Genomic DNA, 14,246 nt, shown 5'->3' with positions numbered 1-14,246 from the left:
AGGGCGGCCCGTCGGGCGCGAGGGCGCGGCGCCGGCGCCGGTCAGCTGCCGGGGCAGACCAGGGCGTGCGCGTCGGGATAGCCGGGGATGGTGTCGGCGGGATCCAGCGGCACCACGGTGCGGAACCGGGGCCGGGTGACCAGCCGGTTGCGCCAGTCCGATTCCTCCAGCCCGACCCAGTCGGCCAGCGGCGTCCAGGTGGCGAAGACCTCGGTCAGGATCACGGTGTCGTTGACCGACATCGGCGGGATGATGCTGGCGGGAATCGTCTCGTCGGTCAGATAGCCGATGCGCGGGTCCATGTCGTCGTCCGGATCGGCCATCGCCGCGGCATAGGTGTCGTCGCCCAGGTACGACCACAGCACCCGGTTGCCGGTGCCGTTGAAGCAGATGCTGGACACGCGCAGCCAGCCGTCGTCGATGCGCGGCGGCAGCAGCACCTTGTGGGCCGCGAACAGGTCGTCCAGCTCGGCCAGGGTGACATAGGGCGAGTCGTCGTCCGCCGCCCAGCGCGAGGCGATGTCGCTGAGCGTGTAGGCGGTCTTCGCGGTCAGGCTGTTCGAGCGGAAGGCGTCGAACCACACGAAGCTGCCGATGAACCACAGCGCCAGCAGCGGGAAGGTCAGCACGAACTCGATCGAGACGGTGCCGTCCTCGTCGCGCGCGGCCCGGTCGAGGGTACGGAATGCGTTCATCGCCTGCCCCTCAGACCGGTTCGTTCATGAACGCGGTGTAGGTGATCATCCGGTGCGCGCCGGTGGCATCCTTGGGCAGCATCAGCCCCAGCCCCAGCCCCGGCACGATCGGCTCGGTCAGCGCGCAGGCGCGCAGGTACATGATGTCGCCGCGGCCGCCGTCGTCGGCGGACAGCACCGGCGCCACCGTGCCGCTGCGGTCGAGGCAGTTCGCCGCGTTGTGCGGGAAGTCGGCCGGGGCCGAGGCGGCGGGCACCAGTTCGACGATCAGCGTCGTGTCGCAGTCCTTCAGGATGCGGGCGTAGGTGCAGATGCGCTGGCGGATCTTGTCGTGGTTCACCGGATCGTCGATCCGCCCCAGCCGCAGGTCGCGCACCGCGATATCGACGCCGCGGTCCAGCATCATGTAGCGGGTCATCAGGAACCCGGACTCGATGACCGAGAACACCAGCACGATCACGGCCGGGAAGATGATCACGAACTCGACCGTGGACGCGCCCCGGCGGTCACGGAAGAAGCGGCGCAGCAGCTGTTTCATGGTGGCCATCAGTTGATCAGCTTCAGGTTCTCGATGTCCGCGGCGATGGTCTTGAACACGTCCCGCAGATCGGTGCCGTCGGCGACATGGGCGCGGCCGGCGTCGGCGCATTCGCGCAGCGCGCGCTCGGCGCGACTGCCGGCGTTGAAGCCGATGGTGTAGACCAGGATGCCGTACTGTTTCGCGACCTTGCAGATCTCGTAGAGCCGCGCGTCGCCGACGCTGATCGCCTGGCCGCTGTTGTCCTTGGTCAGCGGCGGGGCGTAGCTGGTGAATTCGCCGACATAGTTCGGGCAGCGCGGCGAGCCGCCGCTGTAGTCCGAATTGTTCGCCCACCAGATCGGGCGCGAGTTGCTGGCATTGCTGTCGTCGCAGTTGGCCGCACCCAGCGCGTCCTCCTTGTTGGTGTCCCACCAGGAGACGGGATCGGTTTCCTCCGGCGGCAGCGTGAAGTACTTGCTTTCTGCCACGCGGGGCTGGCGGGTATTGGCGCCGTCCGAGATCAGCACCACCACCTTCAGCGCGTTCGCCGCGTCCCAGTCGCGGGGCAGGTCGCGGAACTGGCCGTCGACCGTGCCGCCGTCGGCCAGCGCCCGGATCACCGGGCGGGTGCCCGGGTCCAGCATCGAGACGCCCCACTTCATGCCCTGGTAGATAGCGGTCCAGTATTCCTGCGACAGCCCGTCGATCATCTGCCCGATCGCGGTCTTGTCGTTCGAAAACGGCAGGACGGCGTTGCCGGCCCTCGAGCAGCCGTAGATCTTGTTCGTGCTGTTGCCCCGGTACCAGAAGTGGCGGGTCTGCTTGTAGACCGCGATCGGGTCGACCAGCGTGTCGGTGAACTGCGCATCCTCGAAATCGATGCAGTAGCTGCGGTCGTGCAGATCCGGGTTCTGCGCCGGATCGAAGGTGGCGTATTCGGCCGCCATCACTGCCGGCAGCGCGACCTGGTGCGAGTATGGAACGACCGAGATCGTGGTCTTGTTCTTCGTCTCGGACGGGTCGGCGTCGATCATGTGGTTGACGAAGCGCTTCGCCTCCTTCTTCAGGATGTTGGCGCGGGTTTCGTTGTAGGTGACGTCGTTGTCCGGATCGCTGTCGCCCTGGTCGTCCACATAGGTGGTCGCGTTGCTGTACATCGACCCCGAGATGTCCAGTACCAGCGAGATCTCGACGTCGTGGGCGATCTGCGTGGCCGAGGCGCGGGCGGGCACCTTCATGCGGCTCATGCCGGCGATGCGCAGGAAGAAGGTGTTCAGGTCGTACTCGGCATCGGCGATGATCGTCTTGCCGTTCAGCGCCGGCTGCACGGTCACGTTCAGCTGCGGCTCGGCCGGGAAGCTGCGCGAGGCCATGTAGGACTTGACCAGCAGCGCGTACTGTTCGTTGCGGGTCTGTTCGTCGTCGCTCAGCGACGGGTCCGCGGCGATCTTCTCCTCGACGTAGTCCTGCGACAGCGCCGCGGCCGCCAGCACGCCGCGGTCTAGCGCGTTCTGCAGGTCGGCGCGCGCCGTCTCGTGGCGCATGAAGTCGACGGCCATGCCCGAGGCCACGACCATCAGCAGGAACAGGATCACCACGAAGGCGATGATCGACCCGTCCTCGTCGTTGCGAAACTCTTCCAGCCGCCGGTGCAAGATAATGCCCATGTCCACCCACTCCCGCGCGTCGCGCCGGTCCGGTGCGACCGCCTGGCTGCCGGCGGGCGCCGTATTCCGGATGACGATGCCCCCCAATCGTCGCCCACGCCCGCCGGCTCACCCTGACCCCACCCGGATCAGACCAGCAAAGGTTGTCGCGGGAAATGTGACCGAAAAGTGGCGCCGGCTGCGGGAATAGAACGTGATGAATACATGCCGAAGAGCGTCAACACATAGTGCGATATTTGAATGACAGAAAATCTATGATGAGTTATGGTTAAATCCTACAATATGTAGGTGCGGGGCGCTGTCGAGCAGCCGAAGCGAGCTGATTTATTTTTTTGCTTACATAAATGGTTGATAGCCGAGGCGCGCGCCTAAACCACGGTTTATTGCCAATCTGCGAGCCGGAGCCAAGCGATCCGGAGCACTGATTCGGCAACCTCGGCGTGCGATCCGTCCTGCGGCCGCACGCCGGCCATGTTTCCGCCGCCGCGTCGCCCGGAGGCCCTCAGCCCACCGAGCCCGTCCCGAGCCCGTCCCGAACCCGGCTCAACCCGGCCCGAACCCGGCCCGAGTGCGCCCGGAGCGAGCGGACGCGGCGCGTCGGCGCGCGCAATTTTAGGTGTCGGGGTAAGCTCGGGTCGCTCGGCCGCTACGGCCGCACGGCCCCGCACGGTCCGCCGCGCCGGTCTCAGCCGATGCCGGGGCGCGCGGCTTCGAGCGTTTGCAGCCGCTCCTTCTCGGGCTCCAGCCAGCCGCGACGCACCGGCACGCGGTCCTGGTGGCGGGCCAGCAGCAGGTGGAAGACGAAGATCCGGTCGTGGCGGAAGCTGGCCTCGGAGGCGGCGAGGTAGATCTCCCACATGCGCAGGAAACGCTCGTCGTAGAGGTCCAGCACCGCATCGCGGTTGGCCAGGAACCGCTCGCGCCACAGCCGGCAGGTGCGGGCGTAGTGCAGCGGCAGGATCTCGACGTCCTTGACCAGCAGCCCGGCGCGCTCGGCCGCGGGGATCACCTCGGACAGGGCGGGGATATAGCCGCCGGGGAAGATGTACTTCTCGCCGAAGGGCTGCGAATAGGGCGCCGGTTTCGTGCGCCCCATCGAGTGGATGACGGCGGTGCCCTTCTTGTCCAGCAGCGCCGCCACCTTGTCGAAGAAGGTCTGCATCTGCGGCAGGCCGACATGCTCCAGCACGCCGACCGAGACGACGTGGTCGTACTGCCCGGCGGCGTGGCGGTAGTCGCGGTGCAGGAAGCAGGCGTTGGCGCCGCGGGCGCGGGCGCGGGTGCGGGCGACGCGGGCCTGCTCGGCGCTGAGGGTGACGCCGGTGACCGACTGCTGCGCGACTTCGGCCAGGTACAGGCCCATGCCGCCCCAGCCGCAGCCCAGGTCGATCGCGCGCCCGCCCGGCCGGCTGAGCAGCTTGCCGGCGATGTGCCGCTGCTTGGCCAGCTGCGCGTCGTCCAGATCCTGCCCGTCATGCTCGAAATAGGCGCAGGAGTAGTTCAGGTCCGGGTCCAGGAACAGGCGGAACAGCCGCTCGTCCAGATCGTAGTGGTGGGCGATGTTGCGCCGCGCCCGGCTCAGCCCGGCGCGGCGCCGGACCGAGGCCCCGGCGGCGCGCCACAGGTGGTGGCCGATCGCCCCCGGCGTCGCCGCCCGGGGCGAGGCGTTGCGCTTGGTCACCGACAGGAAGTCGTAGATCGAGCCATGCTCGACGATCAGCCTTCCATCCATGTACATCTCGCCCACGCCCAGCGTCGGGTCGTGCGCCACCCGCGCCATCGCCCGCCGGTCGGTGAAGCGTACCGCGCTTTCCAGCGGCCCGCGGCCGTAGCTTTCGCGCCGCCCCGAGGGGTAGGCGACCTCGAGCCTGCCGTCGCCGATGATCGTCGAGAGCAGGCGGTGCAGCGTGTCTTCCATCAGCGGCTCCTTGGTCGGCGGCCCCGTTATCGGGGCAGGATCGCGGCGGCGCAAGCCGCGCCGGCACTGGCGCGGCGGAATGTCTGCGTTATCATTAACCTCGGGCGCGGACGGGAGTGTCGGGGATGACCGAGATCGCAGTGACGATGGATCCTGCACGGCGGCGCAGGCTGCGGCTGGTGATCGAGTTCTCGGCGCTGTTCGTCGGCGTGCCGCTGACGCTGGCGTTCCTGCTGCCGCCGACGGCGATGTTCACCGTGCTGGGGGTGATGACCGGCGTCGGCATCCTGCTGCTGCACCGCACGCCGGGATTCGACTGGGCCGAGCTGCTGCGCGGGCCGGTGCCGTGGCCGGTGCTGCTGGCGGCGCTGGCGCTGACCGCCGCGGTCGGCGTGGCCGGCACCCTGGCGCTGTTCCCGCACATGCTGTTCTTCCTGCCGAAGCAGCAGCCGTCGCTGTGGCTGATGATCCTGGTGCTGTATCCGCTGCTGTCGGCGCTGCCGCAGGAGCTGCTGTTCCGGCCGCTGTTCTTCCGCCGCTACGGGCAGCTGTTCCCCTCGGTGCGGATCGCGGTGTGGGCGAACGCGCTGCTGTTCTCGGTGGCGCATCTGATGTACGCGGACCCGCTGGTGATGGGGATCACCTTCGCCGGCGGCTGGCTGTTCGGCTGGCTGTACGCGGTCCGCGGCAGCTTCGGCGCGGCGCTGCTGCTGCACGCGGTCGCCGGGCAGATCCTGTTCACCACCGGACTGGGGATCCTGTTCTACTCGGGCGCGGTCGGGCGCTGACGCCGCCGCGCCGCAAGCGCGAACACAACGCCCAGCAGCGCCAGCGCCGGGAAGCCGGCCAGCGGGTAGATCCCGGCGCTGGCGGCGGGCTTGGCAATGCCGGCGAAGAAGGCGGTGGAATGCGGCACCAGCACCGCCGCCGCGACCAGCGTCGCGCGCCGCGCCGGCAGCAGCACATAGAGCCCCGGCAGCAGGCACAGCGCCGGGGTGAAATAATGCGTCCAGGCCAGCGGCACCGCCAGCGAGACCAGCAGGAACAGCGCCGGCACCGCGCCCTGCCGCCACCACGCCGGCGGCTGGCCGCGGCCGGCAAGCGCCAGCAGCGCCACGCCCGCGGCCAGCACCGCAAGGTCGGCGGCGCGGATCCAGCCGCGGCCGGGCACGAAGTTCGCGCGCGGCAGCGCCTCGCCGGTCAGCAGCGCCTGCAGGTGCGCCAGCACCCCCGGCAGTCCGAGGTTGTTCATCGCCACCGAGATCTTGCCCTGCAGCTCGGCCAGCAGCGCGGCGTAGGCCAGGTTGGCGTCGAGCCCGCCGGCGGCGAGGCTGGCCGCCAGCAGCGCCGCGCCGGCGGCGGCGGCGGTCGCCAGCGCCGCCCACTGCCCGCGCAGCACGAAGATCGCGGCGAACAGCACCGGGTAGATCTTCACCGAGGCGGCCAGCGCGAACAGCAGCGCCGCCCGGTGCGGCCGGTCGGTGACCGCCAGCCACAGCCCCGCCAGGATCGCCACACCAAGCAGCGGCTGCGGCTGGTTGTAGAAGAACGCCGAGCCGCCGATCACCGTCAGCGGCACCATGCCTGCGGCGGTGGCGATCCACGGCCACAGCGGCCCGGGCCGGTCGAACAGCCGCCAGGCGAGCAGCGCGCTGCCCAGGTGCGCGGCGGTGTTCAGCCCCAGGAACAGCGCCGCGAACCTCTCGGGCGACAGCGCCGCGGCCACCGGCGCCAGCGCCTGCGGCCACAGCGGCGGGTACAGGAAGGTGTGCGCGCGCACCGTCTCGCCGGCGGCCTGCGCCTCGGCCAGCCAGCCGGCCGAGGCGCCGCCGGTGCCCTGCCAGTAGACGTCCGCCCACTGCCCGGCATCGACCAGCCGCGCGGCGATGTACAGCGACGCCAGGTCGGCCGAGATCCGCCCGCCGTAGGCTGCCTGGATCCAGACCGCGAACGCCACCGCCAGCCCGAGGCAGAGCGCGAGATCGGCGCGGCGGTCCGCGGGTCCGAGGGCGAGGGCGGTGGCCATGGCTCCATCTAGCCGCGCCGGCCGCCGGCGCGCAATCGCCAACGCCCGTCAACGCCGGCCACGCCCGCACCCGGCCGCACCGCGCCCGGTGCGGGCGCACGCCGTGCGGGCGCGCGCGGCGCTTGACAATCGGGGCGCAAGCCTGTGTACCGGCCCGCGTCCCAGAACCCCCGGAGTTCCGCACATGCATCCTTACCGCAGCCACACCTGCGCCGCGCTGACCAAGGCCGATGTCGGCCAGACCGTCCGCCTGTCGGGCTGGGTCCACCGGGTGCGCGACCACGGCGGCATCCTGTTCATCGACCTGCGCGACCACTACGGCGTTACCCAGGTGCTGGCCGATCCCGACAGCCCGGTGTTCGCCGAGGTCGAGAAGGTGCGCAGCGAGTGGGTGATCCGCGTCGACGGCGAGGTGAAGGCCCGCGACGCGAACCTGGTGAACCCGAACATCCCCACCGGCGAGATCGAGGTCTTCATCCGCGACATGGAGGTGCTGGGCGCGTCCGAGGAGCTGCCGCTGCCGGTGTTCGGCGAGCAGGACTACCCCGAGGAGACCCGGCTGCGCTATCGCTACATCGACCTGCGGCGCGAGCACATGCAGCGCAACATGACGCTGCGCTCGGATGTCGTCGCCTCGATGCGCAAGCGGATGTGGGACAAGGGCTTTCGCGAGTACCAGACGCCGATCATAACCGCCTCGAGCCCCGAGGGCGCGCGCGACTTCCTGGTGCCCAGCCGGCTGCATCCGGGCAAGTTCTATGCGCTGCCGCAGGCGCCGCAGCAGTTCAAGCAGCTGATCATGGTCTCGGGCTTCGACAAGTACTTCCAGATCGCGCCCTGTTTCCGCGACGAGGACCCGCGCGCCGACCGCAGCCCCACCGACTTCTACCAGCTGGACATGGAGATGAGCTTCGTCACCCAGCAGGACGTGTTCGACACCATCCAGCCGGTGCTGCAGGGCGTGTTCGAGGAATTCGGCGAGGGCCACAAGGTCGACGCCGAGTGGCCGCAGATCAGCTATGCCGACGCGGCGCTGTGGTACGGCACTGACAAGCCGGACCTGCGCAACCCGATCCGGATGCAGGACGTGTCCGAGCATTTCCGCGGCTCGGGCTTCGCGATCTTCGCCAGCCTGCTGGAGCAGGACGGCAACGAGATCCGCGCCATCCCCGCGCCGACCGGCGGCAGCCGCAAGTTCTGCGACCGGATGAACAAGTTCGCCCAGCAGCAGGGTCTGCCGGGCATGGGCTATATTTTCTGGCGCGAAGCGGAAAAGCGCACTTTGGGAACGCCAGATGCGCCACCGGCTCCAACAATGGTTGTTCGTGACGCTGAGACGGGTGACCTAAGGCTCGAGACTGAAAAATACATGGAGGCCGCGGGGCCACTGGCCAAGAACATCGGTCCCGAGCGGACCGAAGCGATCCGGCAGCAGCTTGGCCTGGGCGTCGGCGACGCGGCGTTCTTCCTGGGCGGCAAACCGGCGGCGTTCGAGCCGGTGGCGGGGCGTGCGCGCACCGTGATCGGCGACGAGCTGGGGTTGACCGAGCAGGACCGCTATGCCTTCGCCTGGATCGTCGACTTCCCGATGTACGAGAAGGAACCCGAGAGCGGGAAGGTGGATTTCTCGCACAACCCGTTCTCGATGCCGCAGGGCGGGCTGGAGGCGCTCGAGGGCGATCCGCTGCAGGTGCTGGGCTATCAGTACGACCTGGCCTGCAACGGCTACGAGATCGTCTCGGGCGCGATCCGGAACCACAAGCTGGACGTGATGCTGAAGGCGTTCGCGCTGGCCGGTTACGGCGAGGACGAGGTGCGCAAGCGGTTCGGCGGCATGGTCAACGCGTTCCAGTACGGCGCCCCGCCGCACGGCGGCTGCGCGGCGGGAATCGACCGCATCGTGATGCTGCTGGCGGACACCGCGAACATCCGCGAAGTGATCATGTTCCCGATGAATCAGCGCGCCGAGGACCTGATGATGCAGGCCCCGAGCGATCCCACGAACGAGCAGCTGCGCGAACTCGGCCTGCGGCTGATCCCGCGCGATTGACGCTCAACCCCTTGATTCAAAACGAAAACGCGGCTCCTTCGGGGGCCGCGTTCGCGTCTTGGGTGTGAGGCTTCGCACCCGTTAACCCGATTTTAGCTTCTTTTTCGGCGCAAATTTGGTATAAATGTGGCTACCGTGAGGGGGCTGCGGTGTTGTGAGTGTGAGTCGTTATTCAGCGGTACCTCAGGGGATCTTAAATGGTAAATCAGTCAGACTTGATGGATGCGGCGCGGGTTTGCGTGATCGGCGCCTTGGTCCTGGTTCTGGCGGGCGCCGCATGGGGGGTGACGCCGGCACCGATCTTCTGATCTGTCGATCCTAGGCCGGCAGGTTGAAGACACGGTTGGGGTAGAAATGCCCGAACCTGTAGGTGCCGAGCGCCACTGGGCGCCCGCCAACACTTGCCCAGCAATCATCGCCATTCGCGGCGTCGGTGGAAATCACCGGCGCCTCGTTGCCGTTGCGCAGGCGGCCGTAGGCGGCCTGGTCGCAGCGGCACCGCGCCAGTTCGTCCAGACCGGCCTCGAGCGGCAGCAGCGCCGATTCGACCTGCCCGGCGGTCAGCTCTTCCGACCAGGCCAGCGCGGGCCCGCCTTCGTCCTGCCCGCCTTCGTCCTGCCCGTCCGCGACCGAGAACGGCCCGGACCACAGCCGGCGGAGGCTCCGCGTGTGCCCCAGGCAGCCCAGCTCGCGCCCCAGGTCGCGGGCGATGGCGCGCACGTAGCCGCCCTTGCCGCAGACCATCTCCAGCACCGCCGAATCGGCGTCGGGGGTCTCGATCAGCTCCAGCCGGTCGACGAACAGCGGGCGCGCCTCGAGCTCGGGCGCGTCGCCCTTGCGGGCCAGGGCATAGGCGCGCTGGCCGTCCACCTTGACCGCCGAGAACGCCGGCGGCACCTGCTCGATGTCGCCGGTGAACGCGGGCAGCGCGGCGCGGATCCGGTCGGGCGTCGGGCGCCGGTCCGAGGTCTCGATCACCTCGCCCTCGGCGTCGTCGGTGTTGGTGGCCGCGCCCCAGGCGACGGTGAAGCGGTACGCCTTCAGCGCGTCGGTAATGTAGGGCAGGGCCTTGGTCGCCTCGCCGAAGGCGATCACCAGCAGCCCGGTCGCCGCCGGGTCCAGCGTGCCGGCATGCCCGGCCTTCTTCGCCTGCAGCAGCCAGCGGGCGCGGTTCACGATATCGGTCGAGGTCGGGCCCGCGGGCTTGTCCACGAGCAGCCAGCCGGTCAGGTCCCGGCCGTTCTTGCGACGTGCCATGGCGTCACTCCTCGGGGTCGTGTTGTGCGTCGGCGTCGTGCGCCGACAGGTCGCGCTGCACCTTCGGGTCCGACAGCAGCCGGCGGGTGTGGTCCATCTGGTCGAAGCTGCGGTCCTCGACGAACTTCAGCTCGGGCGAGTATTTCAGCGTCACCGCGCGGTTGACGTGGCGGCGCAGCTCGCCGCGGTTGCGGTTCAGCGCCTCGAGGACGAACCCGACGTCGCGCCCGCCCAGCGGCAGCACGAACACGGTGGCGTGCTTCAGGTCGGGGCTGGTGCGGACCTCGCCGACGGTGATCGAGGTGCCGGCCAGGTCCGGATCGTGCAGGTCGCCGCGCGCGAAGGCGTCCGAGAGCGCGCGGCGGATCAGCTCGGCCACGCGCAGCTGGCGCTGGCTGGGCGCGCCGCCGCTGTGAGTGTTTCGTGCCATGGGATACCTCGCTTTCGCTCCATCTAGGCCAGACGGGCGGCTTTGCCAAGCGGTCAGGCCCGCGCTATGGGTTGGGCCGGAACCGAGGGCCGGAAAGGACAGCGAGATGGGCGATGCGATCAGGGTGGCGGTGCTGGGCGGCGCCGGCCGCATGGGGCAGATGCTGATACGCGCGGTGGGCGAAAGCGACCGCGCGCACCTGACCGGCGTGACCGAGCGCCCCGGCCACGCCTGGATCGGCCGCGACCTGGGCGAGGCGATGGGCGGCGCCGCGCGCGGCGTGGTGGTCAGCGCCGACCCGCTGGAGGTGTTCGCCGGCGCCGACGCGGTGCTGGACTTCACCACCCCCGAGGCGACGCTGGAGAACGCCACGCTGGCGGCGCAGGCGCGCTGCGTGCATGTGATCGGCACCACCGGCATGACCGAGGCGCAGGTCGCGGCGCTGGCCCCGGCGCAGCGTCACGCGGTGCAGATCCGCGCCGGCAACATGAGCCTGGGGGTGAACCTGCTGACGCTGCTGACGAAACGGGTCGCCGCGGCGCTGGACGCGGATTTCGACATCGAGATCGTCGAGATGCACCACCGGCACAAGGTCGATGCGCCCTCGGGCACGGCGCTGATGCTGGGCGAGGCCGCCGCCGCGGGCCGCGGCGTGCGGCTGGCCGACGCCGCCGATCGCGGCCGCGACGGGCAGACCGGGGCGCGCACCCGGGGCGACATCGGCTTCGCCGCGCTGCGCGGCGGCGATGTCGCGGGCGAGCACGACGTGATCTTCGCCGCCGACGGCGAGCGCATCGTGCTGCGCCATGTCGCCACCGACCGGATGATCTTTGCCCGCGGTGCGCTGAAGGCGGCGCTGTGGGGGCACGGCCGGCCGCCGGGGGGCTACGACATGCTCGACGTGCTGGGGCTCGGCGGGTGAGGTGCCGGCGCCCGCGCCGCCCGGCCGACGCCGCGAGTGCGCCGGCGGAGGCGGCGAATGTGGTGTCGGTGTCGGCAGCGCGTCAGTGGCCGTTGCGCAGGATGTTGCGCAGGCTGCCGATGGCAAGCGTCATCAGCGCGCCGGAGATGCCGCCGATGACCAGGAACTGCAGGAACACCGAGACGCCCGGTTCGAGCAGCAGCAACTCGACCGTCGCGGCGAAGGCGACGGTACCGCCGAGGGCACCGAGAGCGAGGTTCGGCACGCCATGAATGCTTTGGCCGGGCAGGATACCTGCCGCCATGCTGGCGCCGATCATTCCGGCGAGGGCACAGACGAAGAACATCATTACGCTACTCCTGCGTGCAAGTTCGCGGAAGGAATGTGGTTTAAATGTGGCGAACACGGGATGTTGCGAACTTCCGCCGGGGCGTGATCAAGATCTTGCGCGATCAGGTTCAAACAATGCGATCTGTAGAGATGATGCCGCGCCGATGCGGCCGCGCGGGTCCGGCCGCATGAACGCCCGCGATGCCTCGGACGCCACCTCGGGCGCCACCGCGGGCGCCACCTCGGCCGCCACCGCGGACGCTGCCGCCGAGTCGCGGCCGCCGCGCCGGCCCCGTACCGCGGCCCGCATGCGCCGCTTCCGGCAGTTGTCCGCGCGCCGCTGGAGCGGTCTACAGGTGCTGGTGCTGGAGGACGACGACAGCGGGCTGGCGGCGGCGGCGGCAAGGCTGGGCGCGCGGGCGCACTGGCACGGCGTCGCCGCGGCGTCGGCCGACCGGCGCGACCTGCTGCCGTTCCGCGAGGCGAGTTTCGAGCTGGTCTTGTGCCCGCGGCTGGCGGCGCAGCCGGCGCCGGCCGAGCGGCTGCTGGCCGAGGCCGCCCGCGTGCTGAAGCACCGCGGCCGGCTGCTGTACGATGCGGTCGCGCCGCCGCTGCTGGCCCGGGCCCGGCCGCCGGGCTGCCTGCCGCCCGCCGAGACGCGCGAGATGCTGGCCGCGGTCGGGCTGACCCCCGGCGCGGTGTGCGGCCTGTCCCGGTGGTGGCCGCTGCCGGCCGGGCTGCGCCCGGTGGCCTATGCCGGCGTCGCGGCGGCGGACAAGCCCGGCATCTACTGAGCCGCATCCAGCCCGTAGAGCGCGCCGAACTTTTCGCGCAGATAGGCGACGAGCGGCGCCGCGGTCGGGGCGTGGCCGACGGCGCGGGCGATCAGCTCGGCCGGGGGCAGGGTGTTGGCCGGCCGGTGGATCCGCGCCGCCAGCCAGTCCAGCACGCCCGACATCTCGCCCCGCGCGAGGCGCGCGTCGAGGTCCGGCAGGTCGGCGCGCAGCGCGGCGAACAGCTCGGCCGCGTAGATGTTGCCCAGCGCATAGGTCGGGAAATAGCCGAACAGGCCCTTGGGCCAGTGGATGTCCTGCAGCACGCCCTGCGCCGGCGTCGGCACGGCGACGCCGAAATCGGCGTGGAAGGCGCTGTTCCACGCCTCCTCCAGGTCGGCCACCGCGAGGCTGCCGTCGATCAGCGCCGATTCCAGCCGGGTGCGCAGGATGACGTGCAGGTTGTAGTGTACCTCGTCCGCCTCGGTGCGGATGAAGCCGGTCTCGACCCGGTTCATCGCCGCGTGCAGCGCCTGCGGGTCGGCGGGGGCCGCATCGGGGAAGTGCCGCGCCAGCAGCGGCTGCAGGAACTCGGCGAAGGTGCGCGAGCGGGCGATCTGGTTCTCCATCATCCGGCTCTGGCTTTCGTGCACGCCCATCGAGGCGTGGGTGCCGATCGGCTCGTAGAGCGTGTCCTCGGGCATGGTCTGGTTGTAGACCGCGTGGCCGGTCTCGTGGATCGTCGACAGCAGGCAGTTCAGCGGGTCGGCCTCGTCGACGCGGGTGGTGATGCGCACGTCGCCGCCCTGGCCGGCGCAGAACGGGTGCGCCGCCAGGTCGATGCGGCCGGCGTCCAGCGCGTAGCCGAATACCTGCGCCACCTGCCGCGCCAGCGCCAGCTGCGCCGCGGCCGGGTAGTGCCCGGTCAGCCGCGGCGGCGCCGGCCGGGCGGCGATCGCGGCGCGCAGCCCGGACAGCGGCGCGCGCAGCGCCTCGAGCATCGGCAGCAGCGTGGCCGCGGACATCCCCGGCTCGTAATCGTCGAGCAGCGCGTCGTAGGGCGCCTGTCCCGGCTCGGCCAGGGCCTGCGCCTCGTCCCGCTTCAGCGCCACGATCGCGGTCAGCGCCGGGGCCAGCAGCGCCGCGTCCTGCGCCTTGCGCGCCGCCGCCCAGGCGGCGACGCCGGCGGCGGTGGCGCGCGCCAGCGCCGCGCCGAGGCCCTGCGGCAGCCGCGTCGCCCGCCGGTAGGACCTGCGGACCAGCGCCACGTTGCGCTGCGCCGGGCCGGGCAGGGCGGCGGCGTCGATCCGCTCCAGCCAGTCGCCGACGCGCGGGTCGGTGGCGCGGGCATGGATCGCCGTCGCCAGCGCCGCCGCCTGTTCGGCGCGCATCGCCGCGCCGCGCGGCGGCATCATCGTTTCCTGGTCCCAGCCCAGCATCTCGTCGGCCTGCATCAGGGCGACGGTTTCGCGGGTGTGGGCGATCAGCGCGTCGTAGGGGGCGGTCATCGTCGGCGGGATCCTGCTTGCGTGGCGGAACGCCGCCGAGCCTAGCGCGGCGTGGCGCGGCCGCAAGCCCGCTGGCGCTTGCGCGGCGGCGCGGCTGCGGGCAGGCTGCGCGCGACGGCGGCGACGGAGCCCGGCCCGCGCCGCGTATGA

At 70.6% G+C, this 14,246-nt stretch carries 13 protein-coding genes; 4 read left to right on the top strand and 9 right to left on the bottom strand.

What is annotated here, in order from left to right:
• Nucleotides 1–41 precede the first annotated feature (41 nt).
• From GE300_RS01470 to GE300_RS01455, 4 genes are all read right to left on the bottom strand, one after another.
• Complete coding sequence (locus GE300_RS01470; RefSeq protein WP_154444189.1) at nucleotides 42–695, bottom strand: TadE/TadG family type IV pilus assembly protein; 654 nt, start codon at nucleotides 693–695, stop codon at nucleotides 42–44.
• Nucleotides 696–705: 10 nt separating this feature from the next.
• Complete coding sequence (locus GE300_RS01465) at nucleotides 706–1,242, bottom strand: TadE/TadG family type IV pilus assembly protein (protein ID WP_233416695.1); 537 nt, start codon at nucleotides 1,240–1,242, stop codon at nucleotides 706–708.
• Nucleotides 1,242–2,882, bottom strand: coding sequence for a TadE/TadG family type IV pilus assembly protein (locus tag GE300_RS01460; protein WP_154444185.1), 1,641 nt, complete (start codon nucleotides 2,880–2,882; stop codon nucleotides 1,242–1,244). The genes GE300_RS01465 and GE300_RS01460 overlap by 1 nt, the downstream gene beginning before the upstream one ends.
• Nucleotides 2,883–3,567: 685 nt before the next feature.
• On the bottom strand, nucleotides 3,568–4,800 hold the full coding sequence (locus tag GE300_RS01455; protein WP_154444183.1) for an SAM-dependent methyltransferase: 1,233 nt from the start codon (nucleotides 4,798–4,800) through the stop codon (nucleotides 3,568–3,570).
• 125 nt (nucleotides 4,801–4,925) lie between these two features.
• Between GE300_RS01455 and GE300_RS01450 the strand changes: the two genes are divergently transcribed.
• Entirely contained in the window at nucleotides 4,926–5,588 is a 663-nt protein-coding gene (locus tag GE300_RS01450; RefSeq protein ID WP_233416694.1) for a CPBP family intramembrane glutamic endopeptidase, read from the top strand.
• Here GE300_RS01450 and GE300_RS01445 read toward each other — a convergent pair.
• Entirely contained in the window at nucleotides 5,564–6,826 is a 1,263-nt protein-coding gene (locus GE300_RS01445; RefSeq protein ID WP_154444181.1) for a glycosyltransferase family 87 protein, read from the bottom strand. The two genes, GE300_RS01450 and GE300_RS01445, sit on opposite strands and share 25 nt — an antisense overlap.
• A 184-nt stretch (nucleotides 6,827–7,010) precedes the next feature.
• Between GE300_RS01445 and aspS the strand changes: the two genes are divergently transcribed.
• Complete coding sequence (gene aspS / locus GE300_RS01440) at nucleotides 7,011–8,876, top strand: aspartate--tRNA ligase (protein ID WP_154444179.1); 1,866 nt, start codon at nucleotides 7,011–7,013, stop codon at nucleotides 8,874–8,876.
• Between the two features lie 318 nt (nucleotides 8,877–9,194).
• Here the strand turns inward: aspS and truB are convergent, their stop codons facing one another.
• A complete protein-coding gene (gene truB / locus GE300_RS01435; RefSeq protein ID WP_154444177.1) occupies nucleotides 9,195–10,133 on the bottom strand; it encodes a tRNA pseudouridine(55) synthase TruB in 939 nt (312 codons plus the stop codon).
• 4 nt (nucleotides 10,134–10,137) lie between these two features.
• A complete protein-coding gene (rbfA, locus tag GE300_RS01430; protein ID WP_154444175.1) occupies nucleotides 10,138–10,563 on the bottom strand; it encodes a 30S ribosome-binding factor RbfA in 426 nt (141 codons plus the stop codon).
• Nucleotides 10,564–10,669: 106 nt separating this feature from the next.
• On the opposite strand from rbfA, the gene dapB reads away from it, so the two are divergent.
• Complete coding sequence (gene dapB / locus GE300_RS01425; RefSeq protein ID WP_154444173.1) at nucleotides 10,670–11,485, top strand: 4-hydroxy-tetrahydrodipicolinate reductase; 816 nt, start codon at nucleotides 10,670–10,672, stop codon at nucleotides 11,483–11,485.
• Between the two features lie 82 nt (nucleotides 11,486–11,567).
• On the opposite strand, the gene GE300_RS01420 is transcribed toward dapB, so the two are convergent.
• Nucleotides 11,568–11,834 carry a hypothetical protein gene (locus tag GE300_RS01420; protein WP_154444171.1) on the bottom strand — a complete coding sequence of 89 codons (267 nt, stop codon included), beginning with the start codon at nucleotides 11,832–11,834 and terminating at the stop codon, nucleotides 11,568–11,570.
• A 169-nt stretch (nucleotides 11,835–12,003) separates the two neighbouring features.
• On the opposite strand from GE300_RS01420, the gene GE300_RS01415 reads away from it, so the two are divergent.
• Nucleotides 12,004–12,609 (top strand): methyltransferase domain-containing protein, encoded by a 606-nt coding sequence (locus GE300_RS01415; protein WP_154444169.1) that lies wholly within the window; start codon nucleotides 12,004–12,006, stop codon nucleotides 12,607–12,609.
• On the opposite strand, the gene GE300_RS01410 is transcribed toward GE300_RS01415, so the two are convergent.
• Nucleotides 12,603–14,096, bottom strand: a complete 1,494-nt coding sequence (locus GE300_RS01410; RefSeq protein WP_154444167.1) for a carboxypeptidase M32 — start codon at nucleotides 14,094–14,096, stop codon at nucleotides 12,603–12,605. The genes GE300_RS01415 and GE300_RS01410 overlap by 7 nt on opposite strands.
• Nucleotides 14,097–14,246: the final 150 nt, after the last annotated feature.

The organism is Halovulum marinum (assembly GCF_009697225.1).
GTDB classification, from domain to species: domain Bacteria; phylum Pseudomonadota; class Alphaproteobacteria; order Rhodobacterales; family Rhodobacteraceae; genus Halovulum; species Halovulum marinum.
Note: the sequence above shows the minus strand (reverse complement) of the source record. Positions and strands in the feature narration are given on the sequence as shown.

What these genes read in the sequence shown, in the direction of transcription:
- GE300_RS01470 (WP_154444189.1), bottom strand. Translation starts at nt 695, where the DNA reads ATGAACGCATTCCGTACCCTCGACCGGGCCGCGCGCGACGAGGACGGC.
- GE300_RS01465 (WP_233416695.1), bottom strand. Translation starts at nt 1,242, where the DNA reads ATGGCCACCATGAAACAGCTGCTGCGCCGCTTCTTCCGTGACCGCCGG.
- GE300_RS01460 (WP_154444185.1), bottom strand. Translation starts at nt 2,882, where the DNA reads ATGGGCATTATCTTGCACCGGCGGCTGGAAGAGTTTCGCAACGACGAG.
- GE300_RS01455 (WP_154444183.1), bottom strand. Translation starts at nt 4,800, where the DNA reads ATGGAAGACACGCTGCACCGCCTGCTCTCGACGATCATCGGCGACGGC.
- GE300_RS01450 (WP_233416694.1), top strand. Translation starts at nt 4,926, where the DNA reads ATGACCGAGATCGCAGTGACGATGGATCCTGCACGGCGGCGCAGGCTG.
- GE300_RS01445 (WP_154444181.1), bottom strand. Translation starts at nt 6,826, where the DNA reads ATGGCCACCGCCCTCGCCCTCGGACCCGCGGACCGCCGCGCCGATCTC.
- aspS (WP_154444179.1), top strand. Translation starts at nt 7,011, where the DNA reads ATGCATCCTTACCGCAGCCACACCTGCGCCGCGCTGACCAAGGCCGAT.
- truB (WP_154444177.1), bottom strand. Translation starts at nt 10,133, where the DNA reads ATGGCACGTCGCAAGAACGGCCGGGACCTGACCGGCTGGCTGCTCGTG.
- rbfA (WP_154444175.1), bottom strand. Translation starts at nt 10,563, where the DNA reads ATGGCACGAAACACTCACAGCGGCGGCGCGCCCAGCCAGCGCCAGCTG.
- dapB (WP_154444173.1), top strand. Translation starts at nt 10,670, where the DNA reads ATGGGCGATGCGATCAGGGTGGCGGTGCTGGGCGGCGCCGGCCGCATG.
- GE300_RS01420 (WP_154444171.1), bottom strand. Translation starts at nt 11,834, where the DNA reads ATGATGTTCTTCGTCTGTGCCCTCGCCGGAATGATCGGCGCCAGCATG.
- GE300_RS01415 (WP_154444169.1), top strand. Translation starts at nt 12,004, where the DNA reads ATGAACGCCCGCGATGCCTCGGACGCCACCTCGGGCGCCACCGCGGGC.
- GE300_RS01410 (WP_154444167.1), bottom strand. Translation starts at nt 14,096, where the DNA reads ATGACCGCCCCCTACGACGCGCTGATCGCCCACACCCGCGAAACCGTC.